26 protein-coding genes are annotated in these 26,060 nt (G+C 67.6%); 9 read left to right on the top strand and 17 right to left on the bottom strand.

Going from position 1 to position 26,060, the window contains the following annotated elements; genetic code table 11:
* Nucleotides 1-73 precede the first annotated feature (73 nt).
* The 5 genes from DIR46_RS23645 to DIR46_RS23625 all read left to right on the top strand — a co-directional run bounded on the left by DIR46_RS23645 (nucleotide 74) and on the right by DIR46_RS23625 (nucleotide 5,873).
* Complete coding sequence (locus DIR46_RS23645; protein WP_109347419.1) at nucleotides 74-565, top strand: MarR family winged helix-turn-helix transcriptional regulator; 492 nt, start codon at nucleotides 74-76, stop codon at nucleotides 563-565.
* A gap of 75 nt (nucleotides 566-640) precedes the next feature.
* Nucleotides 641-1,735, top strand: a complete 1,095-nt coding sequence (locus DIR46_RS23640) for a S41 family peptidase (RefSeq protein ID WP_109347418.1) — start codon at nucleotides 641-643, stop codon at nucleotides 1,733-1,735.
* A 108-nt stretch (nucleotides 1,736-1,843) separates the two neighbouring features.
* On the top strand, nucleotides 1,844-3,502 hold the full coding sequence (locus tag DIR46_RS23635) for a Na+/H+ antiporter (RefSeq protein WP_109347417.1): 1,659 nt from the start codon (nucleotides 1,844-1,846) through the stop codon (nucleotides 3,500-3,502).
* 105 nt (nucleotides 3,503-3,607) lie between these two features.
* Nucleotides 3,608-4,798, top strand: coding sequence for a DNA topoisomerase IB (locus DIR46_RS23630; RefSeq protein WP_109347416.1), 1,191 nt, complete (start codon nucleotides 3,608-3,610; stop codon nucleotides 4,796-4,798).
* A 19-nt stretch (nucleotides 4,799-4,817) separates the two neighbouring features.
* On the top strand, nucleotides 4,818-5,873 hold the full coding sequence (locus tag DIR46_RS23625; RefSeq protein WP_109347415.1) for an L-dopachrome tautomerase-related protein: 1,056 nt from the start codon (nucleotides 4,818-4,820) through the stop codon (nucleotides 5,871-5,873).
* Here the strand turns inward: DIR46_RS23625 and DIR46_RS23620 are convergent.
* The 16 genes from DIR46_RS23620 to DIR46_RS23545 form a co-directional block, all read right to left on the bottom strand.
* Nucleotides 5,854-6,276 (bottom strand): DUF4019 domain-containing protein, encoded by a 423-nt coding sequence (locus DIR46_RS23620; RefSeq protein WP_109347414.1) that lies wholly within the window; start codon nucleotides 6,274-6,276, stop codon nucleotides 5,854-5,856. The two genes, DIR46_RS23625 and DIR46_RS23620, sit on opposite strands and share 20 nt — an antisense overlap.
* Before the next feature lie 133 nt (nucleotides 6,277-6,409).
* Complete coding sequence (gene pncB, locus DIR46_RS23615; RefSeq protein ID WP_109347413.1) at nucleotides 6,410-7,606, bottom strand: nicotinate phosphoribosyltransferase; 1,197 nt, start codon at nucleotides 7,604-7,606, stop codon at nucleotides 6,410-6,412.
* A 48-nt stretch (nucleotides 7,607-7,654) separates the two neighbouring features.
* Nucleotides 7,655-8,197, bottom strand: coding sequence for an SET domain-containing protein (locus tag DIR46_RS23610; RefSeq protein ID WP_109347412.1), 543 nt, complete (start codon nucleotides 8,195-8,197; stop codon nucleotides 7,655-7,657).
* 84 nt (nucleotides 8,198-8,281) lie between these two features.
* Nucleotides 8,282-8,773 carry a VOC family protein gene (locus tag DIR46_RS23605; protein ID WP_109347411.1) on the bottom strand — a complete coding sequence of 164 codons (492 nt, stop codon included), beginning with the start codon at nucleotides 8,771-8,773 and terminating at the stop codon, nucleotides 8,282-8,284.
* Nucleotides 8,774-8,804: 31 nt separating this feature from the next.
* Nucleotides 8,805-10,493: an AMP-binding protein gene (locus DIR46_RS23600; RefSeq protein ID WP_109347410.1), complete on the bottom strand. Its 1,689-nt coding sequence runs from the start codon at nucleotides 10,491-10,493 to the stop codon at nucleotides 8,805-8,807.
* A 94-nt stretch (nucleotides 10,494-10,587) separates the two neighbouring features.
* On the bottom strand, nucleotides 10,588-12,276 hold the full coding sequence (locus DIR46_RS23595; RefSeq protein ID WP_109347409.1) for a 4Fe-4S binding protein: 1,689 nt from the start codon (nucleotides 12,274-12,276) through the stop codon (nucleotides 10,588-10,590).
* The gene (locus tag DIR46_RS23590; RefSeq protein ID WP_109347408.1) at nucleotides 12,273-12,719 is read right to left on the bottom strand and encodes a DUF3306 domain-containing protein; all 447 of its coding nucleotides are present in this window, start codon (nucleotides 12,717-12,719) and stop codon (nucleotides 12,273-12,275) included. The genes DIR46_RS23595 and DIR46_RS23590 overlap by 4 nt, the downstream gene beginning before the upstream one ends.
* Entirely contained in the window at nucleotides 12,716-13,159 is a 444-nt protein-coding gene (locus DIR46_RS23585) for a DUF3305 domain-containing protein (RefSeq protein ID WP_109347407.1), read from the bottom strand. Before DIR46_RS23585 ends, DIR46_RS23590 begins: the two co-directional genes overlap by 4 nt.
* Nucleotides 13,156-13,701: a hypothetical protein gene (locus DIR46_RS23580; RefSeq protein ID WP_229446383.1), complete on the bottom strand. Its 546-nt coding sequence runs from the start codon at nucleotides 13,699-13,701 to the stop codon at nucleotides 13,156-13,158. Before DIR46_RS23580 ends, DIR46_RS23585 begins: the two co-directional genes overlap by 4 nt.
* A 5-nt stretch (nucleotides 13,702-13,706) precedes the next feature.
* Entirely contained in the window at nucleotides 13,707-14,147 is a 441-nt protein-coding gene (locus DIR46_RS23575; RefSeq protein ID WP_109348134.1) for a hypothetical protein, read from the bottom strand.
* Nucleotides 14,148-14,156: 9 nt separating this feature from the next.
* Nucleotides 14,157-15,236 carry a formate dehydrogenase subunit gamma gene (locus DIR46_RS23570; protein ID WP_109347405.1) on the bottom strand — a complete coding sequence of 360 codons (1,080 nt, stop codon included), beginning with the start codon at nucleotides 15,234-15,236 and terminating at the stop codon, nucleotides 14,157-14,159.
* 9 nt (nucleotides 15,237-15,245) lie between these two features.
* Nucleotides 15,246-15,464: a hypothetical protein gene (locus DIR46_RS23565; protein ID WP_109347404.1), complete on the bottom strand. Its 219-nt coding sequence runs from the start codon at nucleotides 15,462-15,464 to the stop codon at nucleotides 15,246-15,248.
* On the bottom strand, nucleotides 15,461-16,144 hold the full coding sequence (gene fdh3B, locus DIR46_RS23560; protein ID WP_205289032.1) for a formate dehydrogenase FDH3 subunit beta: 684 nt from the start codon (nucleotides 16,142-16,144) through the stop codon (nucleotides 15,461-15,463). Before fdh3B ends, DIR46_RS23565 begins: the two co-directional genes overlap by 4 nt.
* A gap of 19 nt (nucleotides 16,145-16,163) precedes the next feature.
* On the bottom strand, nucleotides 16,164-18,983 hold the full coding sequence (locus tag DIR46_RS23555; RefSeq protein ID WP_109347402.1) for a formate dehydrogenase subunit alpha: 2,820 nt from the start codon (nucleotides 18,981-18,983) through the stop codon (nucleotides 16,164-16,166).
* Between the two features lie 18 nt (nucleotides 18,984-19,001).
* A complete protein-coding gene (locus DIR46_RS23550) occupies nucleotides 19,002-19,217 on the bottom strand; it encodes a formate dehydrogenase (RefSeq protein ID WP_109347401.1) in 216 nt (71 codons plus the stop codon).
* Entirely contained in the window at nucleotides 19,204-19,890 is a 687-nt protein-coding gene (locus DIR46_RS23545; protein ID WP_229446382.1) for a TorD/DmsD family molecular chaperone, read from the bottom strand. Before DIR46_RS23545 ends, DIR46_RS23550 begins: the two co-directional genes overlap by 14 nt.
* Before the next feature lie 232 nt (nucleotides 19,891-20,122).
* Between DIR46_RS23545 and fnr the strand changes: the two genes are divergently transcribed.
* The 3 genes from fnr to DIR46_RS23530 all read left to right on the top strand — a co-directional run bounded on the left by fnr (nucleotide 20,123) and on the right by DIR46_RS23530 (nucleotide 22,637).
* Nucleotides 20,123-20,884 (top strand): fumarate/nitrate reduction transcriptional regulator Fnr, encoded by a 762-nt coding sequence (gene fnr / locus DIR46_RS23540; protein WP_109347399.1) that lies wholly within the window; start codon nucleotides 20,123-20,125, stop codon nucleotides 20,882-20,884.
* Between the two features lie 6 nt (nucleotides 20,885-20,890).
* Nucleotides 20,891-21,637, top strand: a complete 747-nt coding sequence (locus tag DIR46_RS23535; RefSeq protein ID WP_109347398.1) for an AraC family transcriptional regulator — start codon at nucleotides 20,891-20,893, stop codon at nucleotides 21,635-21,637.
* 61 nt (nucleotides 21,638-21,698) lie between these two features.
* Complete coding sequence (locus tag DIR46_RS23530; protein WP_109347397.1) at nucleotides 21,699-22,637, top strand: DMT family transporter; 939 nt, start codon at nucleotides 21,699-21,701, stop codon at nucleotides 22,635-22,637.
* A 56-nt stretch (nucleotides 22,638-22,693) separates the two neighbouring features.
* Here DIR46_RS23530 and DIR46_RS23525 read toward each other — a convergent pair whose 3' ends face one another.
* Complete coding sequence (locus tag DIR46_RS23525; RefSeq protein WP_162819611.1) at nucleotides 22,694-23,458, bottom strand: transporter; 765 nt, start codon at nucleotides 23,456-23,458, stop codon at nucleotides 22,694-22,696.
* Between the two features lie 325 nt (nucleotides 23,459-23,783).
* On the opposite strand from DIR46_RS23525, the gene DIR46_RS23520 reads away from it, so the two are divergent.
* Nucleotides 23,784-26,054, top strand: coding sequence for a penicillin-binding protein 1A (locus DIR46_RS23520; protein WP_109347395.1), 2,271 nt, complete (start codon nucleotides 23,784-23,786; stop codon nucleotides 26,052-26,054).
* Nucleotides 26,055-26,060: the final 6 nt, after the last annotated feature.

Below are 26,060 nucleotides of genomic sequence, written 5' to 3'. Positions count from 1 at the left end.
GCTGAGGAGATCGGCTCTGCCGAGCAGATCATATTTATATAAGAACTTATATAAGGCATGATATTATGCCTTCATGAAACCTGGCCTTGGCACGCAATTACGACATTTGATTGAACTGCTCGATGGCGCGGTCGAGCAGGCCTATGTAGACGCGGGGCTGGATTACCGGCCGCGCTACACCCCAGTGATGCGGGTGCTAGCCGAGCGGCCGAGCGCGACGATCGGAGAGTTGGCGACCCTCGGCAAGATCACGCAGCCCGCCGCCACCCAGACGGTGGCCTTGATGGTCAAAAAGGGTCTGTTGACGGTGGCCGCCTGCGGCGAAGACGGCAGACAGCGCGTGGTGCGTCTCAGCGCCGCCGGCGAAGCGCTTGTGCCGCAGCTCAGGGCCTGCTGGCAGGCGACCAAATCCGCGGCCGACGGCCTGGATGCGGAACTGGCGTTTCCCTTGTCCGCCTGCCTCGAACAGGCAACCGCCGCACTCGAAAAGCGTTCTTTCAGCGCGCGTATCCGCGATGCCAACCTGCGCCTGCACGACGGCCAGCCGCCCAAGCCGATTCGATGACGCCGGCCGAAGGCGCGCCACGCACACTTTTCCACGAGACTTTCAACCGCTGAGTAATACAACCTGGAGGCAAATATGTCAGTCAAGAAGAAGTTTGTTGCAGGCGTCGTATCGGGAGCCCTGTTGTCGTTTTCCGCTTTCGCCGGGGAGGATGCCCTGCTGAAGGCGTCCGATCGCGCTGCGATCGTGCAGACGCTGGCGATCAAACTGAATGCGAACTACATTGATCCCGCCGTGGCAGAACGCGTCGGCCGCGCGATCGCGGCAAAACATGCCGATGGCGGCTATGCGTCGGCCACCAGCGTGAAGGCGTTCAGCACCGCGCTGGCCACGGACTTGCGCGAACTGAGCGGCGACAAGCATTTCGGCGCCCACGTCAACGACGCTTTTCGTGAGCGAACCGGCAGCAACCAGGCACCCACCCGGGCCGAAATGGAAGAGGTGCGGGACTGGACCACACGCCGGGGCTATGGCATCGAGAAGGTGGAACGCCTCCCCGGCAACGTCGGCTACATCGACTTGCGCGGTTTCGGACCTACCGAATTCTCCGGTCCGGCGTACACGGCTGCAATGGGGCTCATGGAAGGAACGGAGGCGCTGATCCTCGACCTGCGCCGCAACGGTGGCGGCAGTCCGGCCAGCGTCGCTTATCTGATGAGCCATTTCTTCCCGCTCGGCGACCAGCGTCACCTGCTCGACATCTACAATCGCCCCGAGAATACAACGACGCAGTTCTGGACCGTGCCGACCGTCGCGCTGCGTTACGACCGGCCGGTATACGTGCTGACCTCTGCCCGCACGTTCTCCGGCGGCGAGCATTGCGCCTACGATTTCCAGGCGCAGAAGCGCGGGACGCTGGTCGGCGAGACCACCGGTGGCGGCTCCAATCCCGTCACCTGGTTCAGCGCCGGGCACGGCATCGTGGTCGCGGTCCCTACCGCGCGCGCGACCAATCCCGTCACCAAGACCAACTGGGAGCACGTCGGCGTGAAACCGGACATCGCGGTGCCGGCCGCGCAAGCGCTGCAGATGGCGCATGTCGCCATCCTGCGCAGCCTGGTTTCGTCGGCCAAGGATGACAAGGAGCGCAAGAACCTGCAGCGCGTGCTTGCAATGGTCGAGAAAGGCGAAACCGAGAAGCCGGTCTACACGCTCCGGGGAGAGAGCTGACCGAGCGAGCGCTTGCGCCGGGCGCTCCAGGCCCGGCGCAGGAAACTCCCGTCCAGCGCAATCGTCCCGTATCCCTTATCATGCTTTTTTTGAACGGGAGGGACGTCGATGGATGAGGTAGGAATCGTACTGGCAATGCTGCTGGCGGTGGTCGCGAGCGGCTACCTGGTGCGGATGCTGCCGTTCGCCGTCCCCCTGCCACTGGTCCAGATCGCGCTCGGCGCCGCCATTTCCAGCACCACCAGCCATGGCGTGCGGCTCGAGCCGCACATCTTCTTCCTCGTGTTCCTGCCGCCGCTGCTGTTCCTGGACGGCTGGCGCATTCCCAAGGTCGGCCTGTTCCGCGACCGCTCGACCATCCTCGAGCTGGCGCTCGGCCTGGTGCTGTTCACCGTCATCGGCGCCGGTTTCCTGATCCACTGGCTGATTCCTTCCCTGCCGCTGGCCGTCTCGTTCGCGCTGGCGGCGATCCTGGCGCCCACCGATCCGGTGGCGGTGTCGTCGATCGCGGCGCGCGTGCCGATTCCACCGCGCCTGATGCACATCCTCGAGGGCGAGTCGCTGCTCAACGACGCCAGCGGCCTGGTGTGCTTCCGCTTCGCCGTGGCGGCCGCGCTCACCGGTACCTTTTCGCTGGGCGACGCCACCCTCACCTTCCTGTGGGTGGCGCTCGCCGGCATCGCGATCGGCGTGGGACTGACGGTGGCCGTCAGCGCCGCCCAGCGCATCCTGGCGGCGCGCATCGGCGAGGAAAGCGGCTCGCCGATCCTGATCAACCTGCTGCTCCCCTTCGGCGCCTACCTGGCGGCCGAACACCTGCAAGCCTCGGGCATCCTGGCGGCGGTGGCGGCCGGCATCACCATGAGCTACGTCGAGCTGAGCGGCCGCGCGCTGGCCACCACCCGGGTGCGCCGCGCCGTGGTCTGGGACACCGTCCAGTTCGCGCTCAACGGCATCATGTTCGTGCTGCTGGGCGAACAGTTGCCGAATATCGTGAAAGCGGCGCTGGTTGCGCCCGAGCTGCCGGCGGCCCATGACGTCTGGTGGCTGGTGGGCAATGCGCTGGCCATCAGCGTCGGCCTGATCCTGCTGCGCTTCATCTGGGTCTGGATCTCGCTGCGCCTGACCCTGCTGGCCGCGCGGCGCCAGCAGCAGGCCGTCTACCGTCCGAATCCGCGCCTGATCCTGGCCACCTCGCTGGCCGGCGTGCGCGGCGCGATCACCCTGGCCGGCGTGCTGACCTTGCCGCTGGCGATGCCGAACGGGACGCCATTTCCGGGGCGCGACCTGGTGATCTTCCTGGCCAGCGCGGTGATCGTGGTGTCGCTGGTGCTGGCCAGCGTCGGCTTGCCCCGCGTGCTGCGCGGCCTGGAACTGCCGGCCGAGGCGGCCCACGAGAGCGAGGAAGACCAGGCGCGCCATGCCGCCGCGCTGGCGGCGCTGGCGGCGATCGCCACGGCCCCGCCGCCGCCGCCGACCATGGGCTGCGACGCCGAAGGCGCAGCCGAGATGCACGCCAGCGCGGCCGACCAGGTGCGCAGCCTGTACCAGTACCGGCTCGACGGCTGGTTGGGCAACGTCGGTGGCACCGACATCGACCCGGCGCGCGCGCGGGCAGCCGAAAGCGCCGAACGCCACTACCGCCTGGCCGCGCTCGAGCAGGAGCGCGCGGTGCTGCTGCGCATGACGCGCCAGAACCAGCTGTCGGACGAGATCGCGCGCAAGCTGCTGCGCGAGATCGACCTGGTCGAGGCACGTTATCGCTGAGCCGGGCGAACTGGTTCGGACTGCGCCTAAGTTACTTCGCGTACAGTGAGCGGGGGAAGCTATAGGTAGGATCGGCTGGAAGATCCACCTATCAGCGAACCTGCCATGCCCAGTGAAAAGCCAAGCGCCGACGCCGTTCCCAGCGATCCCCCCACCGCCGCCCGCGCGGCCGGCCTGCGTTACGTCCATGACGACCGGCCCGGCATCCGGCGCGAAGCCGTCAAGGATGGCTTTCGCTATCTCGACGCCCGCGGCGAACCGGTGACCGACGAAGCGACGCTGGCTCGCATCAAGAGTTTGGTCGTGCCGCCCGCCTGGAGCGAGGTCTGGATCTGCCCCCAGGCCAACGGCCACCTGCAAGCCACCGGGCGCGACGCCCGCGGCCGCAAGCAATACCGCTATCACCCAAAGTGGCGCACGGCGCGCGACGAGGTCAAGTACGAGCGCATGCTCAAGTTCGGCGAGGCGCTGCCGGCCATCCGCGCCGAAGTCGACCGCGCCCTGAAACTGCCCGGCCTGCCGCGCGAAAAAGTGCTGGCCACCATCGTCTACCTGCTCGAAGCGACCATGATGCGCGTCGGTAACGAGGAATATGCGCGCACCAACAAATCCTTCGGGCTGACGACGCTGCGCAACCGCCACGCGAAGGTCGACGGCAGCGACGTCGAGTTCAGCTTCCGCGGCAAGAGCGGCGTCTATCACAAGGTCAAGGTGCACGACCGGCGCCTGGCGCGTATCGTCGCGCGCTCGCGCGACCTGCCGGGCCAGGAACTGTTCCAGTACGTGGACGAGGATGGCGAGACCCACGCCATCGATTCGAGCGACGTCAACGACTACCTGCGCGCCATCAGCGGCGAAGACTACACGGCCAAGGATTTCCGCACCTGGTCGGGCACGGTGCTGGCCGCGCTGGCCCTGCAGGAGTTCGAGACCTTCGATTCCGAGGCCCAGGCCAAGAAGAACATCGTGCGCGCGATCGAGTCGGTGGCCGAAAAGCTCGGCAATACGCCGTCGATCTGCCGCAAGTGCTATGTGCACCCGGCGGTGCTGGACGCCTATCTCGACGGCGCCGCGCTCGAGGTGCTGCGCGAGCGCACCGAGGAGACGCTGCAGGAAGACCTGCATGCCCTGCAGCCTGAGGAAGCGGCGGTGCTGGCCATGCTGCAGCAGCGCCTGCGCCGCGAACAGGCTCAGTTGCAGGATCGTCCACGGCCTCCGGCGCCACGCAAGAAGCGTGCGCCGGCGAAGGCCGCGACCCGCAAACGATCGCGCACGGCCGCCCGCGCGGCCGCTTGAGCATCACGAAAGGACAGTCATGAGCGCATACAAGATCGAACTCGTCGCCCGTTTCGAACACCAGGTCACCGGCGTCTCGGTATCCGGGGACAACCGCATGTTCGTCAACTTCCCGCGCTGGACCGAGGACAGCGCGGTCTCGGTGGCCGAGTTGAAAGCGGACGGCGCCTTGCTCCCCTACCCCGACCAGGAATGGAATGCCTGGCGCAATGCGCGCAAGGACGAGGTGTCGCCAAACGACCATTGGGTCTGCGTGCAGAGCGTGGTGGCCGACGGCCGCGGCAGCCTGTGGGTGCTCGACCCGGCGGCGCCGGCCCAGGCCCACCTGGTCTCCGGCGGCGCCAAGCTGGTGCAGGTCGACCTGGCCGGCGACAAGGTCGTGCGCACGATCGCCTTCGACGAGGACGCGGCGCCGCAGGGATCCTACCTCAACGACGTGCGCTTCTCGAACGACGGCAAGTATGCCTACATCACCGACTCGGGCGTGGTCGGCGCCATCCTGGTGGTCGACCTCGAGCACGACAGGACGGTGCGCCTGCTCGACGGCCACCCGTCGACCCAGATGAAGAAGGGCTTGAACGTGACAGCCGACGGCGACGTGCTGCGCCGGCCGGACGGACGCGGGGTCGAGTTCTCGGCCGACGGCATCGAACTGTCCGGCGATGGCGCCTGGCTGTACTGGCAGGCGATCAAGGGAGATACCCTGTACCGCATCTCCACGCAAGTGCTGATCGAACGCGGCTTGAAAGGCGAGGATGTCGGCGACGCGGTCGAGGAGTTTGGCCACAACGGCGTCAACGACGGCCTGCTGTTCGACCGCGGCAGCAACCGCATGTTCCTGACCGCGGTGCAGGACGATGCGATCAAGATGCGCGACCTCGACGAAGGACCGCGAGCCGAGCTGCGTGTGGTCGTACAGGACGAACGCCTGCGCTGGCCCGACACCTTCACCCAGGGGCCGGACGGCACCGTCTACGTGACGACCTCGCACATCCAGGACTCGAGCTTCTTCAAGCCGGACGCACCGGCGGCGCTGCCGACCGAACTATGGAAGCTTACTGGATCAGGTAAGTAATCACCTTCCAGCCGCCCTCGGCCTCGAGCGACGTGACCACGGTCTCGGTCACGCCCGGGCGCTTGGCGTACACGGCGCCGTACTGGATCACCACATAGTCGGCTTCCGGTACGCCCGGCAGCGTACGGGTATAGCGCGCATTGGCCAGGGAACGCGATTTCAGTTCGCCCAGCGGCGCGCGGGCGCCGGCCAGCATGCCGTTCCACTGCTCGGCGCTGACGGCGCTGCGAAACACCGTGCCGGCGCTGCGCCAGCTTTCGACGCCATTGCTCGCGTCGGCGAGCTTGAGCCACTGCTCGGCGGCCGCCACCCCGGCCTTGGTGTGTCCGGTTTCCTGCGCATGCACGGCGGCGACGGGCATGGCGAACATCATGGCGAGGGCGATCGGTGCGAGTTGCTTCATGGCGGACTCCGTCTGGCAAGGGATCGAAAGCCGACAGCATAGCGCGTCGCCGCGCCGCACGAGCTCACACAATTTCGCGGCTCAGTCGCTCCTCAGTCGCCCTCAGTCGCCCTCAGTCGCCCTCAATCGCCCCTCAGTCGCCCGCATCGTACTTGTTGAACACCTGGCGCAGGTAAGCGATGAAGGTCTCGTCCGTGCTCTGCGACTTGCCCTTGGTGTCGGACAGCTTGGCCACCGGCTGGCCGTTGCAGCGCACCAGCTTCATGACGATGTTCAGCGGTTTATGCGGTGTGTCGTTGGTCAGCCTGGTGCCGATGCCGAATCCGGTCATCACGCGGTCGGCGAAATGGCGGTACAGCTCGAGCGCCTTGGGCACCGTGAGCGAGTCGGAAAACACGAGGCGCTTGGTGCGCGCGTCGATGCGCAGCCTGGCGTAGTGCGCCAGCGCCTTCTCGCCCCACACGACCGGGTCGCCCGAATCCTGGCGCAGGCCGTCGAACAGCTTGGCGAAATACAGGTCGAAGTCGGCCAGGAAGGCATCCATGCCCACCACGTCGGTCAGGGCCGTGCCCAGGTCGCCGCGGTATTCCTGCACCCAGTTCTCGAGCGCGGCTTTCTGGAAGTCGCGCAGGCGGGTGCCGAAGGACTGGTGGGCCTGCAGGTATTCGTGGGCCATGGTGCCGATCGGCGTCAGCTTGAGCTTATAGGCGAGATAGACGTTCGAGGTGCCCTTGAAGTACTGGGGCAGCTCCCGCGCCATGGTCGCCACCACCTCGTCGTGCCATTCGCCGGAATAGCGGCGGCGCACGCCGAAGTCGAAGAACTCGAAAGGATTGGCGCGCGGCGCCTCGTTGCCGAAGGCGCGCAGCTCGTCGATCTTCTGCTGCAGGCGGCGCCGCGCCTCGAGCAGGGCTTCCTCCTGGTCGAAGCGGCGGAAGTACAGCTCGTTGACGATGTAGAGCACGAAGATCTCGAAGCCCATCACGTGCACCAGCGGCCCGCTGGCGCGGATCGTCAGGTGCGGGCCGTCGGTATCGACCCGGATGAACTTGCGCTGGAAGCGGAACAGGGTGAGGAAGTCGGCGAAGTCGCTCTTGATGAAGCGCAGGTTGCGCAGGTAGGCCACCTCGCCCTCGGTGAACATCATGCCGCACAGGTAGTCGAGCTCGCGCTCGACGTCTTCCTTGAGTTCGGCCAGCGGATAGGCCGGCTCGTTACGGCAGCGGAATTCGTATTCGCCGATGGCGCCGGGATGGCTGTGCAGGAGGGCCTGCCACATCGTGAACTTGTAAAGATCGGTCTCCAGCAGGCTGCGGACTACGGGTTTCATCAAGGCTCCAGGCATCTGCGCAACGGGCGCGGCAGGCTGTATTGTCGCCTACTTCGTGGCGGCGCGCTTTGACGTCGGCTTTGACGCCCGATTTGAAGCCCGCTTCGGCGCCAGCATGGTGCCGGTGCAAGCGGGGGTGCCGCAGCGGCAGGCGAACAGCTTCTTGAGTGCGGGTGTGTGCCGCTCGTCGTAGATCAGCGCGTAGTTGTAGTTGAGCTCTTCGCCGGCCTCGATGTCCTGCATGGCGTGGATATAGACCTTTCCATCGTCCTCGAAGGCTTCGCAATTGGGCGTGCAGGCGTGGTTGATCCAGCGCGCGTCGTTGCCGTCGCGGCCGCCGTCGATCACGCGGCCGTCGGCCAGGCTGAAATAAAAGGTATGGTTGATCGGCCCGCCCGCCTTCTCGGCGCGCCGGGTCGCCTTGTCCCAGCTGATGCGCTGGCCCTTGTACTCGATGATGCGCTCGCCGGCAGCGATTGGGCGGCGCGCGAAGACACCGTTGCCGTGGACCGGCGACTGGCGCACTTCATACATGCGGTCTTTGTCGGCGGATTTGCTGCCGCCCTCGGTGGAGCTTTTCTTGTTGGTCATCTGGTGCCGAATGGACGATAAATGCGGGATGGAAGGAATGCATCCATTATGGCGGCAATCGGCGCGCCCTGTCCGCACGCTTCGTCAAGAAAGTCCGGCCGCGGCGCGCAGGGCGGCGACGTCGATCTTCTTCATCGGCAGCAGCGCCGTCATGACGGCATCGGCTTGCGGACCGGCCATCAAGGACATGATCTCGGTCGGCGTCACCTGCCACGACAGCCCGAACCTGTCCTTCAGCCAGCCGCACTGGCGCGCCGCCTCGTCCCCGCCCTCGCCCAGGCGCTCCCAGTAATAATCGATCTGCTCCTGGCTGTCGCACAACACCATGAACGAGACGGCTTCGGTGAAGTGGAACAGCGGTCCGCCGTTCATCGCGATGCAAGGCTGGCCGTCGACCTCGAACTGCACCGCCATCACGCTGCCCGGCGTCATGCGGTGCGCGTCCTGGCCGGCGGCGCTGTAGTGCGACACGTGCGTGATGCGCGAGTCGGGAAAGATCGAGATATAGTGCTTGACCGCTTCCTCGGCCTGGGTATCGAACCACAGGCAGGGCTGGATCGGCGCGTGCAGTTGCATGATCGTTCTCCTGTCAGGCTTTACGTAAGGCTTAGCCGGGGAAATCCTCAGCGCGGTACTCGAACGCATCCGCGGCCCCGGCGTCGCGCCCCGCTTCCTCGCGACGCAGCTCGACGCGCCGGATCTTGCCCGAGATGGTCTTGGGCAGCTCGCGGAAGGCGATGCGCCGGATCCGCTTGTAGGGCGCCAGGCGTTCGCGACTGAAAGCGAACAGCGCGGCGGCGATCTCGCGGCTCGGCTCCACCCCGGCGCGCAGGGTCACGAAGGCCTTCGGCACGGCGAGGCGCAGCGGGTCGGGACTGGGCACGATGGCCGCCTCCAGCACGCTCTCGTGCTCGATCAGCACGCTCTCGAGCTCGAACGGGCTGATACGGTAGTCGGACGACTTGAACACGTCGTCGTTGCGGCCGACATAGAAGTAATAACCATCGCCGTCCATGCTCGCCGTGTCGCCCGTGTGGTAGTGGCCGGCCCGCATCACCTCCCGCGTCTTCTCCTCGTTGCCTTCGTAGCCGACCATGAGACCGATCGGATTCGACGCAAGTTCCACCGAGATTTCGCCTTCCGCCGCAGGCCGGTCGTCGAGGTCGAGCAGCGCGATGCGGTAGCCCGGCAGCGGACGGCCCATCGAGCCCGGCTTGATCGGCTGGCCCGGCGAATTCCCGATCTGGCAGCTCGACTCGGTCTGGCCGAAGCCGTCGCGGATGCGGATGCCCCAGGCGCGCTCGACCTGCTCGATCACTTCGGGATTGAGCGGTTCGCCGGCGCCGACCAGCTCGCGCAGCACGGGCTTCCAGGCCGCCAGGTCTTCCTTGATCAGCATGCGCCAGGCGGTCGGCGGCGCGCACAGCGAGGTCACGCCGCAGCGTACGATCGTGTCGAGCACGGCGCGGCTGCTGAAGCGTTCGAAGTTGTACACGAATACGGTGGCGCCCGCGTTCCACGGTGCGAAGAAGCAGCTCCAGGCATGCTTGGCCCAGCCGGGCGCGCTGATATTCCAGTGGACGTCGCCCGGCTGCAGGCCGATCCAGTACATCGTCGACAGGTGGCCGACCGGATAGCTCTGGTGGGTATGCAGCACCAGCTTCGGCTTGGCGGTGGTGCCGGAGGTGAAGTACAGCAGCAGCGGGTCAAGGGCGCGGGTTTCGCCTTCGGGGACGAACACGCTGGCCACGTTCCCGCTGTCCGCGTAGTCGTGCCAGCCGGCCGGCGCGCCCCCCGCGCCGCCGACCGCGATCCGGGTGTAGCTGCCGGCCATCGCCTCGAACTTGTGGGTCTCGCTGGCCTGGGCGATCATGTGGCTTACCTGTCCACGCTCCAGGCGGTCGGCCAGGTCGTCGCCCGACAGCGCCATCGTGGTCGGCACCAGCACGGCGCCGAGCTTGATCCCGGCCAGCATGATTTCCCACAGCTCGACCCGGTTCGGCAACATCAGCAGCACCCGCTCGCCACGCCGCACGCCGAGATTGCGCAGGTATTCGGCCACCTGGCTCGAGCGCGCAGCCATGTCGGCGAAGGAGATCCTGCGTTCGCTGCCGTCTTCCTCGACCACCCACAGGGCGGGAGCGTGATTGTCCCGGGCCTGGTGGTCGAAGAAATCGAGCGCCCAGTTGAAGCGATCGAGTTCGGGCTGCTCGAAATCGCGGTAGGCCGTGTCGTAGTCGAGCCGGTGTCGCTGGAGGAAGTCGCGCGCCTGCACGAAGCGCTGGGTTGGCGTCATGGGTGTCTCCTGGTCGCTATGCCATGTGGATGGCGGGATGCGTGACGTCCCGCCTTGCGACCATTCTGCCACTGATTCGGCGGGCGGTGACGCGCTAGTTGCGGCGCAAAGGCATCACCTGCATCTCGTCGGCGGGCACCATCATGTCGATCACGCGGCAGTCGCCGCACATGCGCAGGCGATCGAGGTTGGCCGCGAACGCCGGGTGCGAACCCAGGCGCCCGAGCATGTTCTCGACCATCTGCAGCGTGCCGAACGGCTTGCTGCAGCGGACGCAGTGGAAGGGCTGCGATTCGTTCAGCACGACTGCCGTCATGCGCTCGGGCGCGAACGAGATGCGCGGCGCCAGCACGATCGCGTTCTCGGGACAGGTATTCGCGCACAGGCCGCACTGGACGCAGTTCTTCTCGATGAAGCGCAGCTGCGGCGCGCCCTGCCCGTCCTGCAGCGCATTGGCCGGGCAGACGCCGACGCAGGACATGCACAGGCTGCAGGCCTGGCGGTCCACAAGCAGCGCGCCGAACGGCGCCTTGACGGGCAGGCCGATGTGCGGCGGCTGCTGGGGGGCGTGGCGGTGCAGGTGGTCGAGGGCGTAATCCAGGGTGTTGCGCTTCTCGACCGACAGGTGGAACACGGCGGGCGTGGCCGGCGTGTCGCCCCGCGGCGCATGGCGCAGGGCCAGCGCCAGTTCCCGGGCCGCCTCCAGTGGAGCATTCCCCAACTGGAGCAACTGGAAGTGCGGCCCGGCATAGCCAAGGCCATCGAGCACGGCCTGGGCAATGCCCATCTGCTCGCCGAGCGCCTGCACGTATTGCGGCGCTTCGTCGCCCGTCGCCAGCACGGCGATGCCGGCCGCGCCATAGGCCAGCGCCGCCAGCCAGACGTCGATGCCGGTCGAGGCGACGTGGTGCAGCGGGAAAGGCAGGATGCGCCCCGGGACGCTGTCGCCAAGGCGGTTCACCACGTCCAGCGCCTGCGCATCGTGCAGCAGCAGCACCGGATGCGCGCCGCCCGCCTCGCGGAAGGCCCGCAAGGCGGCCTGGATGCGCCTGCCGGTGAACGGCACCGGCGGGTAGGCGTAGCTCATGGCCCCGGTCGGGCACACGGTGCCGCAGGCGCCGCAGCCGGCGCACAGATACGGGTTGACCTTCACGCGGTCGCCGTCGCTCACGATCGCCTGCGCCGAACAGATATCGACACAGGCGGTGCAGGCCTGGATGCCGTTACGGCCGTGGGCGCAGATGCGCTCCTTGTAGCTGAAGTACTTCGGTTTCTCGAAGTCGCCGACCATGTCGAGCAGCGCCTCGACCGCAGCCAGGCGCGCCGCCTGGTCCTCGCCGGGCGCGTAATAGCCGTGCGGGCGCTGATGGCTGGCGATCAGGCGCGCCGGGCACAGGTCGAGCACCAGGTCGAACCTGCCCTCGCCCACTGGCTCGCCCGCCGCGCGCCAGCGCGCCTCGAAGGCGCCCAGCCAGCCGGCCACGGCCACCTTCTGCGCCCTGTGCACCGGATACAGGCGCGGCTGCGGGCGGTCGGATGCGTCCGGCTCGTCCAGCAGCAGCACGGTGACCGACAGCGTGCCGGCCAGCCGGTCGGCCAGCGGCAGCGCGTCACACGCGCGCCCCACCACCAGCGTGCGCCCGTGCGAACGGTAGTCGACCGTGGCGGCCGCGTCGAAGTCGGGAAGGTCGCGAACGGCCTGCAGCGCGGCCAGGCGGGCGGCCCGGTCGCGGCCGTCCTGGACGGGGTCGGAAGCCGCCCCGTCATTGAATCGGATGTTCATGTGGTCCCTTGCATCGGCGCGCCCCCGCCCTCGACTGCCGGATCGTCGGCGTCCTCATCCAGCAGGCGCTCCAGCACGCCCGGTGCGTGCTTGAGCGCAGCCAGCATGGCGTCGGTGAGCGGCGCGGCCTTGTTGTAGTCGGCGATATAGATGTCCAGGCCGTCCATCACCGCGAAGTTCGGATCGGCGAACAGTTTTTTGAGCGCCATGCGCTGCACGGCCTTGTCGACGCCCTTGGCGACGAAGGCAGAGTAATCGGATTCCGGCGTGAGCCGGGCCACGTCGTCCAGGGTCGGCTGCGGCCTTGCCTCTTCCTCCACCGCCACTTGGACGGCGGGAGGCGGCGCCTCGACGGCCACGGGCTGCTCCGCCGGCTCCGGCGTCGATTTGAGGCGCGCCCAGCGGCGCAGGAATCCTTCATCCAGCATGACGTCAGCGCTCATCCGTGCTGCCTTCCCTTGCGCGGGCGCGGCGTGAAGTGCTCGCGCAGGTAGCCCGCGACCCAGCTGTAGATCTCGGCCGGCATGGTCACGCCGTCGGCCGACTCGCCCGAATCGAACATGCGCGTGCCCTCCACGTAGCTCACCGACGCGCGGGCCGGCATCGCGCGGCCGTCTTCCATCCGCCACAGGACGAACACCTTCGATTCCGGCGCCATGATGTTCTCGTAATAGCCTTCGTGCTCGTCGGTGTACAGTTCGAGCGCGAGGCCGGAGACCAGGTAATAGTCGCGTTCCGCGCTCTCGCTCAGCACCGACAGGCGCGGCAGCTCACCGCGGTCCGGCACGACGCCCACCGCGGCCCAGCTGTCCATATCGCCCCAGCGGTGCTGCACCGCGCGCCGCTGCATGATGATGGCGACCGGCATGCTTCCCATTTTCATCGCTCTGCCTTCATTTGTGCGGGGGCGTTTGCAGGGACGCCTTTCTTGTTCATCGTCTGCGGCGTGCCGGGCGGCTCGGCGCGGGTCGGGCCCTGCTTGACGTCCTCGCTTGGACGCGCCGTACCCAGTTTCTCGCTCTTGACCGGCACATTGGCCGCGTGCAGCGCACGCGCGCCGAGCGGCGCGGCAGCCGTGGCGGGCGCGGCGCCCGAAGTGCCCGGGGCGCCGCCGGCAGGGGCAGGCGCCGGCACGCCGGCGCCTGCCGGAGTCGGATCGGATGCGGCGACACCCGTTGGTCCGCTCACGGGCGGCGGCGGCTTGATGGTCCACCCCTCCTGCGCGGCGCGCTCGCGCCATTGACCGCTGATCCGGTCCATCGACGCGCTCAAGGCTTCCTTTTCCCTGGCCGCCTTGGCGTCGGCCTCGGCCTTCTTGGCCGCCGCGGCCTGGGCTTGCGCCGGCGATGGCGGCGGCAGCGCCCCCCAGGACGCGCCTGCCAGGCCCAGGCCCAACGCCAGTGCGGACAGAGAGCGCAATCGCATGGTCGTCATCGTGTTCCTCCTGATTGCCCCTGGGGCGCGGCATTATTGGCCGCCGGGGCTTCGGTAGTCCCCGGCGCCGGCGCGGCGGGACGATTCTCGCCCGACGGCACAGTGCCGCCTTCACGCCCGGAGCTGGACGGCTGGGTGACGCCGCTGGACGGCCCCTGGCCGGTTTCCCGGGTCGCGCCGCCGGTCTCGGCGCCGCTGGTATTGCCGCCCGAGCCGCCGGCTGTGCCCGGCGTGCCGCCGGCATAGGTGGCGTCGGTTTCCGGCCGCGCCGTGCGCGCCATGATCTGGCCGCTCGTCATGCCGCCGGCCGAGACCTGCCCCGGGTACCTGGTCTGGATCACGCCGTTGGCGGCGGGCGCCTGGCCGCGGTCGCAGCCGGCCAGCGAGCAAGCCAGCAGCGCCACGGGGCCCAGGATCGATGCAGTGCGTCGTCTCATCACCATTCCTCAGTGCGCAGGGCCGGGTTGTGGCCGGCCACCCTGGCCAGGCACCATTTTGCCGTCCTTGTCCATGCCGGGCGGGACGCCGGTCTTCATCTGTTCGTACCACAGCTGGTGGTGGGCCCTGGCCCAGTTCTCGTCCACCGTCCCGTAGCGCATCGCATCATAGGCGCCGGGCGTGCCCACAGTGCCGATGTAGGCGTGGCCCATCGCGGCCGCCATGTACAGCGCCGCAGCCCCCACGTGCAGCACGTTGGCCACCTGCATCACGTAGCGGGTCTGGCCGACGGCGAAGTCGAGCACCAGGCCGGTGACCGACATGATCAGGCCGAGCAGCGCCACGCCGCCCCAGAACCAGGTTTTTTCGCCGGCATTGAAGAAGCCGGCCGGGACGTGCTTGTGGCTGACGATGCCCCCGCCCTGCTTGACCCATTGCCAGTCGGCGCGGTTGTAGAAGTTGCGCTTCAAGAAGGTGAAGAACATCAGGATCGAGCACAGGATGAACAGCGGCCCGACGAAGTTGTGCAGGTATTTCGAGACGATCGCCACCCAGGAGAACAGGTCGTGCCCCATCCACGGCAGCATGATGTTCTTGCCGTACATGATGACGATGCCGGTGATGCCGAGGGCAATGAAGCTGAAGGCCGTGGCCCAGTGCACCTGGCGCTCCCAGCGGTTAAAGCGCTGCATCTTGCGGCCGGCCTCGGCCACCTGATTGGCCGGGCCGATGGTCCGGTAAAACACGAAGATCGCCAGCGGCACCGCCAGCAGGATGAAGCCGGCGATCGTCGCCAGCGGCCCGTTGCGCAGGTGGCGCCAGGTGTTGCCGCCGCGCTGGACGATGACGTTGCCCTCCTTGGCGCCGTACTGGCCCAGGTAGTGGCGGTCCATGTGCACCCGGCCCGAGGCGGAACTGGTCATGCCGGGATCGGGCACCACCGAGTCGGCCTCGATCTGCAGCATGGTCTGTTCTTCGGCATAGGCCAGCGTGGCGTTCTGGTTCTTGACGCCGGCCCAGCTGCTGCTCAAGCCCAGGGCCGTCACCAGGAGCAGCATGGCGCGCAGCACATTCAGGTTCGCTCGCATGTCGCCTCCTCAGGGATTGGCCCGGTTGTATTCGTTCTGCTTGCCGTTGCGGTTCTCGACCGTGGCCCACCAGGCCAGGCGGTCGTCGTGGAAGCGGCGGTGATAATGGCGGTCGTCCTTCTTGCCGGCGTATTCGCCATGGAGCCATGGCGGATGCTGGTCCACTTCGAGGCAGCCGGCCAGCAGCAGCGCCGGCAGGATCAGTGCGCATGGCTTGATGAGCTTCATGTCGGGAACCTCCCGGAATGGTTCTGCGAATCGCGCACGTCCTGGTTGACGCGCGGAGAGTCGCCCTTGGCCTTGTACTCGCCGCCGCGCTTGGGCTTGCCGTAGGCGATCTTCCAGCCCCACAGCTGCGGACCGTAACCACGCGTCTCGACCCGCTGGCGATAGATGTCGGCGATGATGTTGGCGTCGCCGCCCAGCAGCGCCTTGGTGCCGCACTGCTCGGCGCAGGCCGGGAGCTTGCCTTCGGCGATGCGGTTGCGGCCATACTTCTTGAACTCGGCTTCCGAGGTGTCCGGTTCCGGACCGCCGGCGCAGAAGGTGCACTTGTCCATCTTGCCGCGGTGGTTGAACAGGCCCGTCTCGGGGAATTGCGGCGCGCCGAACGGACAGGCGTAATAACAGTAGCCGCAGCCGATGCACTGGTCCTTGCTGTGCAGGACGATGCCGTCCTCGGTGTGGTAGATGCAGTTGGTCGGACACACGGCCAGGCACGGCGCGTCGGTGCAATGCATGCAGGCGACCGACACCGAGCGCTCGCCCGGGATGCCGTCGTTGATCGTCACCACCCGGCGCCGGTTGATGCCCCAGGCCAGTTCGTGCTCGTTCTTGCAGGCGGTCACGCAGCCGTTGCAGTCGATGCAGCGCTCCGTGTCGCAGATAAATTTCATTCTTGCTGGCATGTCGGTCTCCTTCGTCAGCTCAGGCGCGCACCACGCGGCACAGCGACACCTTGGTTTCCTGCATCATGGTCACGGCGTCGTAGCCATAGGTCCAGCCGGTATTGATGGCCTCGCCGCGCACGATCGGCGCCCCATGTTCGGGATAGTGGCGCTCCAGGTCTTCGCCCATCCACCAGCCGCCGAAGTGGAACGGCGCCCACACCAGCCCCACCGGCACCCGCTCGGTGACCATCGCCATCATCTTCATGCGCGCGCCGGTCGGGGTCTCGAGCCACACGTATTCGCCCAGCCTGGCGCCGATCTGGACCGCGTCGCGCGGGTTGATTTCGACGAACATGTTTTGCTGCAGCTCGGCCAGCCAGGGGTTCGAACGTGTCTCCTCGCCGCCGCCCTCGTACTCGACCAGGCGGCCGGAGGTCATGATCAGCGGGAAGTCCTTCGAATAGTCGACCGCCTGCACCGATTTGAACAGCGTCGGCAGGCGCCAGTGGTTGGCCTTGTCGTCGTAGGTCGGGTACTGGGCCACCAGGTCGCGCCGCGGCGTGGCCAGCGGCTCGCGGTGGACCGGTACCGGATCGGGGAAGTTCCAGACGTTGCAGCGCGCCCGCGCATTGCCGAACGGTGCGCAGCCATGAGCGATGACGACCCGGATGATGCCGCCCGACAGGTCGGTCTTCCAGTTCTTGCCCTCGGCCATGGCTTGCTCGGCCGGGGTCAGCTCGGCCCACCAGCCCAGTTTTTTCAGGAACACGTGGTCGAACTCGGGGTAGCCGAAGTCCAGCTCGCTGTGCCTGGTGGTCGAGCCGTCGGCCGCCAGCAGGCTCGAACCGTTGTGCTCGACGCCCCAGTTGGCGCGGAACGGCAGCCCGCCCTCGGCCACGCTCTTGTTGAGGTCGTACAGGATCGGCGTGCCGGGATGCTTCATCTCCGGCGTGCCCCAGCAGGGCCACGGCAAGCCGTAGTAGTCGCCCTTGCACGGGCCGGAATCGGCGCGCAGGGTCGTCGGGTTGAACGTGTGCTTGTTTTCCATGTGCAGCTTGAGCCGCTCGGGCGAGCAGCCCGTGTAGCCGATGGTCCAGCACGAGCGGTTGATCTCGCGCAGGATGTCCTCGACCACCGGCTCGTTGTGCACCACCTTGATGTTCTTCACCAGTTCGTCGGCGAAGCCCAGCTTGCGCGCGAACAGGTACATGATCTCGTGGTCGGTCTTGCACTCGAACAGCGGCTGGATCACCCGTTCGCGCCACTGGATCGAGCGGTTGGAGGCCGTGCACGAGCCCTGGGTCTCGAACTGCGAGGCGGCCGGCAACAGGTAGACGCCGTCGCTGCGGCCATGCATCGCCGCCGTCATGCTCGGATAGGGGTCGATCACCACCATCATGTCGAGCTTTTGCATCGCCGCCTTCATGTCCGGCAGGCGGGTCTGGCTGTTCGGCGCGTGGCCCCAGTAGAACACGGCGCGCAGATTGCTCGGCTGGTCGATGAACTGGTTTTCCTCGTTGACCGCATCGAACCAGCGCGACACCGTGATGCCGGGCTTTTCCATCAGCTCCTTGGAGCCGAAGCGCGACTTGATCCACTCGTAGTCGACGCCCCAGACCGCGGCGAAATGCTTCCAGGCGCCTTCGGCCAGGCCATAGTAGCCGGGCAGCGAATCGCCGTTGGGGCCGACGTCGGTGGCGCCCTGGACGTTGTCGTGGCCACGGTAGATATTGGCGCCGCCGCCGGGAATGCCGATATTGCCCAGCGCCAGTTGCAGGATCGACAGCGCGCGCACATTGGCGGTACCGACGTGGTGCTGGGTGATGCCCATGCACCAGACCACGGACGATGGACGGTTGGTGGCCAGCATCTCGGCCGCCATGCGCACCGCCGATTCCGGTACACCTGTGACGTCCGACACTTTATCTGGCGTCCATTTCATGACTTCGGCGCGCACGTCCTCCATGCCCCAGGTGCGCTCTTCGATGAACTTCTTGTCTTCCCAGCCGTTATGGAAGATATGCCACAGGATGCCCCACACCAGCGGGATGTCGGTGCCGGGCCGCACGCGCACATAGTGGTCGGCGAAGCGCGCCGTGCGTGTGAAGCGCGGATCGATGACGATCATCTTGGCGCCCAGCTCCTTGGCGTGCAGGAAGTGCAGCATCGAGATCGGGTGCGCCTCGGCCGGGTTGGAGCCGATGAACAGCACCGCCTTGCTGTGGTGCAGGTCATTGAACGAGTTGGTCATCGCCCCGTAGCCGAAGGTCTGGGCCACGCCGGCAACGGTGGTCGAGTGACAGATGCGGGCCTGGTGGTCGCAGTTGTTGGTGCCGAAGAACGATACCCATTTGCGCAGCAGATAGGCCTGCTCGTTGTTGTGCTTGGAGCTGCCGATCACCATCAGCGCATCGGGCCCGGCTTCCTTGCGCAGTTGCAGGAGCTTGTCACCGATCTCGTCGATCGCCTGGTCCCAGGAGATGCGCTGGTATTTGCCATTGACCAGCTTCATCGGATAGCGCAGGCGGTGCTCGCCGAAGGCGTGCTCGCGCACCGAGGCGCCCTTCGCGCAATGGGCGCCCATATTGATCGGCGAATCGAAGGCGGCCTCTTGCCGCACCCAGACGCCGTTGGCGACGACGGCATCGACCGAGCAGCCGACCGAGCAGTGGCTGCATACCGTCCGCTTGACCTCGGTGGGCACCGGGGACTCCGCGACCGGATCGGCCTGTGCCGGTTCGATCACGTTCAGCGGCAGTTGGCGCGCCAGGGCGCCGGCGCCGGCGGCGACGCCGGCGCCGACCAGGAAGCGGCGCCGTTTCAAGGCGTTGTCGCGCGTGGACTTGACCAGTGACATGGGGATTCCTCTGCTTGCCTACCAGTAGGCGGCGGTCTCGTAGTAACGGCGGATGTGATCCGTCTCGTGGTAGCCGCGCTTGGCCTTGGGGTCCGGCGCGGCCGGGGCGGCCTCGGGCGCAGCGGCCGCCGGGGCGGCGGCGGCCACCACCAGCGCGCCCAGCGGCGCGGCTTTCAGGAAGCCGCGACGCGCCGGGTCGGGCCGGTCATGGACTTGTGGATCATGCTTGCTCATCGGTTTCCTCTCCTACTCCAAAGCTTTCCGCCTCGATTGCCAGGAATGCCTGGGCGAAGCGCGCGACCAGGCGGTAGTAATTGGCGCCTTCGGCACCGGCGATGTCGTCCAGCGCGCGCATGCACCAGCTGCCGACGTGGACCTCGAAGAAGTGCCGCTGCACCGCCAGCGGCTGGCGCCGGACGCCGGGTGCGCCGGCCACCAGCACGCGCATCGTCTCGCACAGCGCGCCGAGGTGGTCCTCGAACTCTCCCCTGCCCCGGATGCGCGCCAGGCCGAGCCGGGCCAGGTCTGCGCGCAACTGCGCGAGCGGCGTGTCGTTCATGTAGCCGGCCAGGTAGCGCGAGCCGTACGGGTCGACCGGCGGCGTGCCGATGCTGACGAACAGCGCGCTGAATTCATCGTGGACGACCTGGGCATCCATGACGCCGGACGCCACGGTCAACTGGTCCCAGGCGCGTTCGAGCGCCGGGTCACCGCCCTCGGCCAGGATGGGATCGCTGGACGCGAGCGCATCGAGCAGCGCGGCGTCGGGCGCGGCCAGCAGCAGGCGGGAGAGCAAGGCATACAGGTCCGCCCTGGCCTGGTCTTCTGCTCCCGGCGGCATCTCCGGGCGCACGATGACGGTGGCAATGGCGCTGCGATCGGGTAGGCTCGTGCTTGTCGATGACACTGGGGAACACTCCAGTTGTTCAATTTATATGGGGGAGTGTAGACCTCGCAGCATATCGCGTGCGCACAGTTGCCCGCACGGCCAACCGATGCAGCCGGGGTAGCCCAGGGCGCCGACGGACTGTAACGCAACGAAATATTTCTTATACGCAAATAAATGGCATCAGTTTGCCGAGATAAACGTCTCAACACGTCTATAATCCCGCTGTAACCGAACCAAGCGACGATCCCTCATGAGCCACTCCCTGTCCCGGCAATCCGGGCCGCCTCTCAATATCCACGCGCTCAAGTCCTGCGGCCAGTGCAGCATGCACCAGCTGTGCCTGCCGATGGGACTGGAAGACGCCGAGATCGACCGCCTGGACAAGATCATCGGCCGTCGCCGCCGCATGGAGCGCGACGAGCGCCTGTACGGCGTGGGCGAGCCGTTCCGCAACCTGTATGCGGTGCGCTTCGGGCACTTCAAGACCTACCAGGTGAACGCCGCCGGTGAAGCGCAGATCACCGGCTTCCAGATGGCCGGCGAGCTGCTGGGCATGGACGCGATCAGCGGCACCCACCATTGCGACGCGGTGGCGCTGGAAGATTCCGAGGTGTGCGAGATCCCGTTCGCGCGCCTGGAAGACCTGTTCGGCGAAGTGCCGACCCTGCTGCGCCACTTCCACCGCATCATGAGCCAGGAAATCACGCGCGAGCAGAACGTCATGCTCCTGCTCGGCAATATGCGCGCCGAGCAGCGCTTCGCCGTGTTCCTGGTCAATCTGTCGGCGCGCTATGCCACCCGTGGCTATTCCGCCAACCGCTTCCAGCTGCGCATGTCGCGCGAAGACATCGGCAACTACCTGGGCCTGACCATCGAGAGCATCAGCCGCCTGCTGTCGCGTTTCAAAAAGCAGGGCTGGCTCGAGGTCGACAAGCGCGAAGTGACCCTGCTCGATCCGGTCAAGCTGAAGGCGCTGGCGGCCGGCACCGATGCGTGCAGCCCGATGGCCTGATACGGCATGACGCCCGACCTGCACCTGCGCAGCTACGACCGCGTGCACTGGGGCGACCGCCATGACTTCGCCCAGCTGGTGCTGCCGGTGCACGGCGAAGTCATGCTCGACATCGAGGAGCGGCGCGGCCGGCTCGATCCCCTGCATGGCGCGCTGGTCGCGCCTGGCGCCTGGCATGCGCAATCGAGCCCGGGCGCGAACGGCTCCCTGATCGTCGACCTCGACGGCGCCGCCTTCGACAACGGCCCCTGGCAGCGCCTGCTGGAACAGCCCTTCGTCACCCTCGGCCCCGCCCCGCGCAAGCTGGTCGAGTTCATGGGACTGATGGCCCGGGAGTCCGCCCCGCCCCATTCGCTGGTGCGGGGCTGGGTGCCGCTGCTGCTCGACACCCTGAGCCTGGACGCGCCGCGCGCCACCTCGCGCCTGGCCGCTCTGCTGGCGCGCATCGAGGCCGCGCCCGGACTGGCCTGGAGCACCGAATCGATGGCGCGCGCCGCCAACCTGAGCGTCAGCCGCCTGCACGCGCTGTTTCGCGAAGAACTGGACAGCACACCGCATGCCTGGTTGCTGAACTGCCGCCTCGACCGTGCACGCGGCCTGCTGACCCACAGCGCGCGCAGCGTGGCCGACATCGCCCTCGCCTGCGGCTTCTCGGACCAGGCCAGCCTGACGCGGGCGATGCGCCGGGTGCTCGATACCACGCCCGCCGCGTGTCGGCGCGCAGCTCGGGAGAATCCGCCAAAACCGCAGTAGTCCCGGCCAAGACCGGGCGCATGTCCACATCAGAAAATCTCCACTCAAAAGGAGATTCATCATGTACACCGCTACTGGCGCGGGCGGCCTGTCCCGCTCCACCCTGCCCGGCATCGGCGCCGGGATCGCCGCCGGCGCGCTCTGGGGCCTGGTCTTCCTGGCCCCGGAACTGGCGCCCAAATTCCCGCCGATCCAGCTCTCGGCCGGACGCTACCTGGCCTATGGCCTGGTCGCCGCCATCCTGATCGCCCCGAGCCTGGGACGGCTGCGCCGCCACCTCGGCTGGCCGGCCTGGCGCACCCTGATCTGGCTCAGCCTCACCGGCAACATCGTCTATTACCTGTTCCTCGCCAATGCGGTGCAGCTGGGCGGCGTCGCCATGGCCTCGATCGTGATCGGCCTGCTGCCGATCGCGGTCACCCTGGTGGGATCGCGCGACCGTCATGCCGTGCCGCTGCGCCGTCTGTTGCCGTCACTCCTGCTGAGCGGCGCGGGTCTCGCCTGCATCGGCTGGGAGTCGCTGTCGGCGTCCGGGCCCGGCTCGCTGGCCGGCCTGGCCTGCGCCTTCGGCGCGCTGGTGTCGTGGACCATCTTCGCGGTGCACAACAGCCGCTGGCTGGCGCGCATCGAGGGGATTTCGTCGCATGAGTGGAATCTGCTGGTGGGCGTGGTGACCGGGCTGATGGCGCTGGCGCTGGCGGTGCCGGCCTTCGTGCTGGCGCCGGGCCAGCATACCCTGCCGGCCTGGCTGGAGTTCGGCGCGCTGGTCAGCGCGGTCGCCATCCTGTGCTCGGTGGTCGGCAACGCCCTGTGGAACCACGCCAGCCGCGCGCTGCCCCTGAGCCTGATGGGCCAGATGATCGTGTTCGAGACGATCTTCGCGGCCCTGTATGGCTTTTTGTGGGAAGCGCGCTGGCCGACCGGGTTCGAGACGGCTGCGCTGGCCTTGCTGATGGCGGGCGTCATCTCATGCGCCTCCGCGCACCGGGACACGCATTAAGCGCCTGAAATCAGGCATCCGCCTCATAGGCAGTGCGCATGTCGGGCGCTCCGGGTTCAGCGCCGCACCGACAGCCCGAACGCCAGGCCCAGATCGGGCGTATGTCCATTCAGCCCACGCACCACCATCGCATCGACCTGGCAGTTCCTGTTCAGTCGCCAGCTCACGCCGGCGTCTGCCTGCACCCGATCGCCGCCATGCGATGCGGAAGCGATCTGCGGCGCCGCCACTTCGAGGAATCCCTGGAGGCGTTCGGTGAATTTCTTGCCCAGCGACGCCGCCAGGATGCCGTAGCGGTAGCGCGCGCCTTCATCGTCCACGTCGGCTCCGACGCCCGGCGTCACGGCCAACGACCAGCCTTTCGGCAGCTCCCACTCGGCCGCCAGCACCAGTTGGGGCAGGACGCCCTTGACCCGCAGCGCCGAACTACCGCTTGGCAGCGCCACTGTGCCGATCAGCCCCAGGGCCGGATGCACTCCCTCCCCGTCGGCAAAGCGCCGCTTGAACCCGACCGACGCGGCATTCCAGCCCGCAGTCGTGGTGTGCGCACGGGTAGCCGGATCGCGCTCGTGCTCGATGCTGCGGCCCTCGGTCTCGACGCGCAGTTCGGTCGTGTCGCCCACGCCGATACGCAGCAGCGCCGGCGTGCTCAAGCTGCGCACGTGCAGGTCGTCGTTGCGCTGGCGATCCCAGTTGACGCCAATCTCGAGCTGCAGGCGGCCGTCCCCGACCACCTGGCTGGAGTTGGCGACGTTGGGGCGATCGGGATTGATGGCGTCGCCGTCATCGGCGTGGGCGAACTGGGCGCCGCAAGCCAGCATCAGGAGAGCTGCCTGACGGCGCAGGCACGTGAGGGGTGGGGGTGGCGGAAAAATCATACGATTGGATGGACAAGAATGAACGTGGCAAGCGAAGGCCGAACCGGCCATCGCACCCCGGCCATTCTACGCTGTCGTTGCGCAGTTGCCCGCTTCACGGGTAGCGCCGGCCACTTGCGCAAGGCCGGCTGCGCCGCCACGGCAAGCCAAGGGAGCGCCAGCCGCGCCGCGCCGGGGCACGTCGCGCTACCTCGGGCTTTTCACATGACCCGGCCGCAGCGCGACCGTAAGATCGGCCGCGTTCGACCAACCGTCCACGAAAAACGCCATGAAACCACGTCGCTCCCTCGTCATCCTCTTCTCCACCCTGCTGCTCGCGACCACCCCGCACGTGGCCGGCGCCTCCATCCTGCCGGACGTCCCCGACATCAAGGCCGTCACCGACTATCGCCCGAAGATCCCGCTGCGTGTGTACACCGCCGACAAGGTCCTGATCGGCGAATTCGGCGCCGAGCGGCGCGAGTTCGTCGCGATCGCCAAGGTGCCGGCGCTGCTCAAGTCGGCCGTGCTGGCGATCGAGGACACCCGCTTCTACGAGCACGGCGGGGTCGACTGGATCCGCGCGCTTGGTGCGGCCAAGGCCAATATCGGCGACTTCGGCAGCCAGGGCGCGTCCACCATCACGATGCAGGTCGCGCGCAACTTCTTTCTGTCGCGCGACAAGACAATGCCGCGCAAGCTGCTTGAAGTCGCCCTCGCCTGGAAGATCGAAAAGGCGCTCTCCAAGGACCAGATCCTCGAGGTCTACCTGAACCAGATCTATCTCGGCCAGCGCGCCTACGGCTTCGCCAGCGCGGCGCGCACCTACTTCGGCAAGCCGCTGCCGGAACTCTCCCTGGCCGAGATCGCGATGCTGGCCGGCCTGCCGCAGAACCCCTCCAGCAGCAACCCGGTGTCCAATCCCCAGGCGGCCAGGAAGCGCCAGCAGGTGGTGCTCAGGCGCATGCGCGAACTGGCGATGATCACCGAAGCCCAGTACCGCCGCGCCGTGGCCGAACGCCTGCAGGTGCGCAGCTATGGCGCCACGCTGAATCCGCGCGCGGCCTGGGTCGCCGAGATCGCGCGCCAGGCCGTGCACGCCCGCTACGGCCAGGCGGCCTACGAACGCGGCATCACGGTCACCACCACCATCGTGGCCGCCGAGCAGGATGCGGCCTATGAATCGGTGCGCCGCAACGTGCTCGCCTACGACCGCCGCCACGGCTACCGCGGCCCGGAAGCGCGCATCGCGCTGCCGGCCGACACCGCAGAACGAGAGGACGCCATCGCGGTGGCCCTGCAGAAACGCCCTGCGGTTGACGGTCTGGTGCCCGCGGTGATCGTCGCCGCATCGCCCAAACGGGTGCGCGCCCAGCTCGCCAACGGCGACGCGGTCGAGATCACCGGCCCGGGGCTCGGCTTTGCCGCCGGCGCCCTCTCAAGCAAGGCCAGGTCCGCGACGAAGCTGGCGCCCGGCGCCGTCATCCGGCTTGCCAGGGCCGCCGACGGCGCCCCGTCGATCGCCCAGCTGCCCGAGGTGGCCGCCGCCTTCGTGGCGCTCGACACGGGGACCGGCGCCTACCGCGCGCTGGTCGGCGGCTTCGATTATTCGGTCCACAAGTTCAACCACGTGACGCAGGCCTGGCGCCAGCCGGGATCGAGCATCAAGCCCTTCGTCTATTCCGCCGGCCTGGAGCGCGGTTTCTTTCCCGGTACGCAAATCCTCGACGAGCCGCTCGACTTCAGCGCCGAGAAGGCGTATGCCAACTGGTCGCCGCGCAACGACGACAATGTGTTCGAGGGCCCCGTCACGGTGCGCCACGCGCTGTCGCGCTCACGCAATGTGCCGACCGTTCGCATGCTGCGCGCGCTGGACGTCGACTACGCCCGCGAGCATCTGGCGCGCTTCGGCTTCGACGCCGCCCGCCAGCCGCGCAACCTGACGCTCGGCCTGGGCACGGGCGCCGTCACGCCGCTGCAGATGGCCGGCGCCTACGCGGTGCTGGCCAACGGCGGCTACCGGGTGGAACCGTGGCTGATCGCGCGCATCCAGGATGGCGACGGCACGGTGCTGCTCGAGCAGGCGGCGCCGGCGCCACGCCAGGCAAGCGCGCGGGTGCTCGACGAGCGCAACGCCTTCATCGTCGACAGCATGCTGCGCGACGTCACCCGTGTCGGCACCGCGGCGGCGGCCTCGCGCCAGTTGCAACGAGTCGACCTGGCCGGCAAGACCGGCACCACCAGCAATGCGGTCGACGGCTGGTTCGCCGGCTATGGCGGGCAGGTGGCGGCGGTGGCCTGGATGGGTTATGACGAGCCGCGCTCGCTTGGCGGCCGCGAATTCGGCTCGACCCTGGCGCTGCCGATGTGGGTCGATTTCATGCGCGTCGCGCTGGCGAAGACGCCGCAGCATGAGCCGCTGCCGCCGGACGGCGTGGCGCGCGCCGGCGGCGACTGGGTGTATGCGGAGTATGCGGAACAGGAACATCCGCCCGAGGCGGCGGATGGAATCGAGGCCTTGATGGGCACCTTCTCGTCAGCCGACGAGGCGACGCAGTAGTCGTGC

The organism is Massilia oculi (assembly GCF_003143515.1).
GTDB lineage: Bacteria > Pseudomonadota > Gammaproteobacteria > Burkholderiales > Burkholderiaceae_D > Telluria > Telluria oculi.
This window is presented reverse-complemented; position numbering and strand designations above follow the sequence as displayed.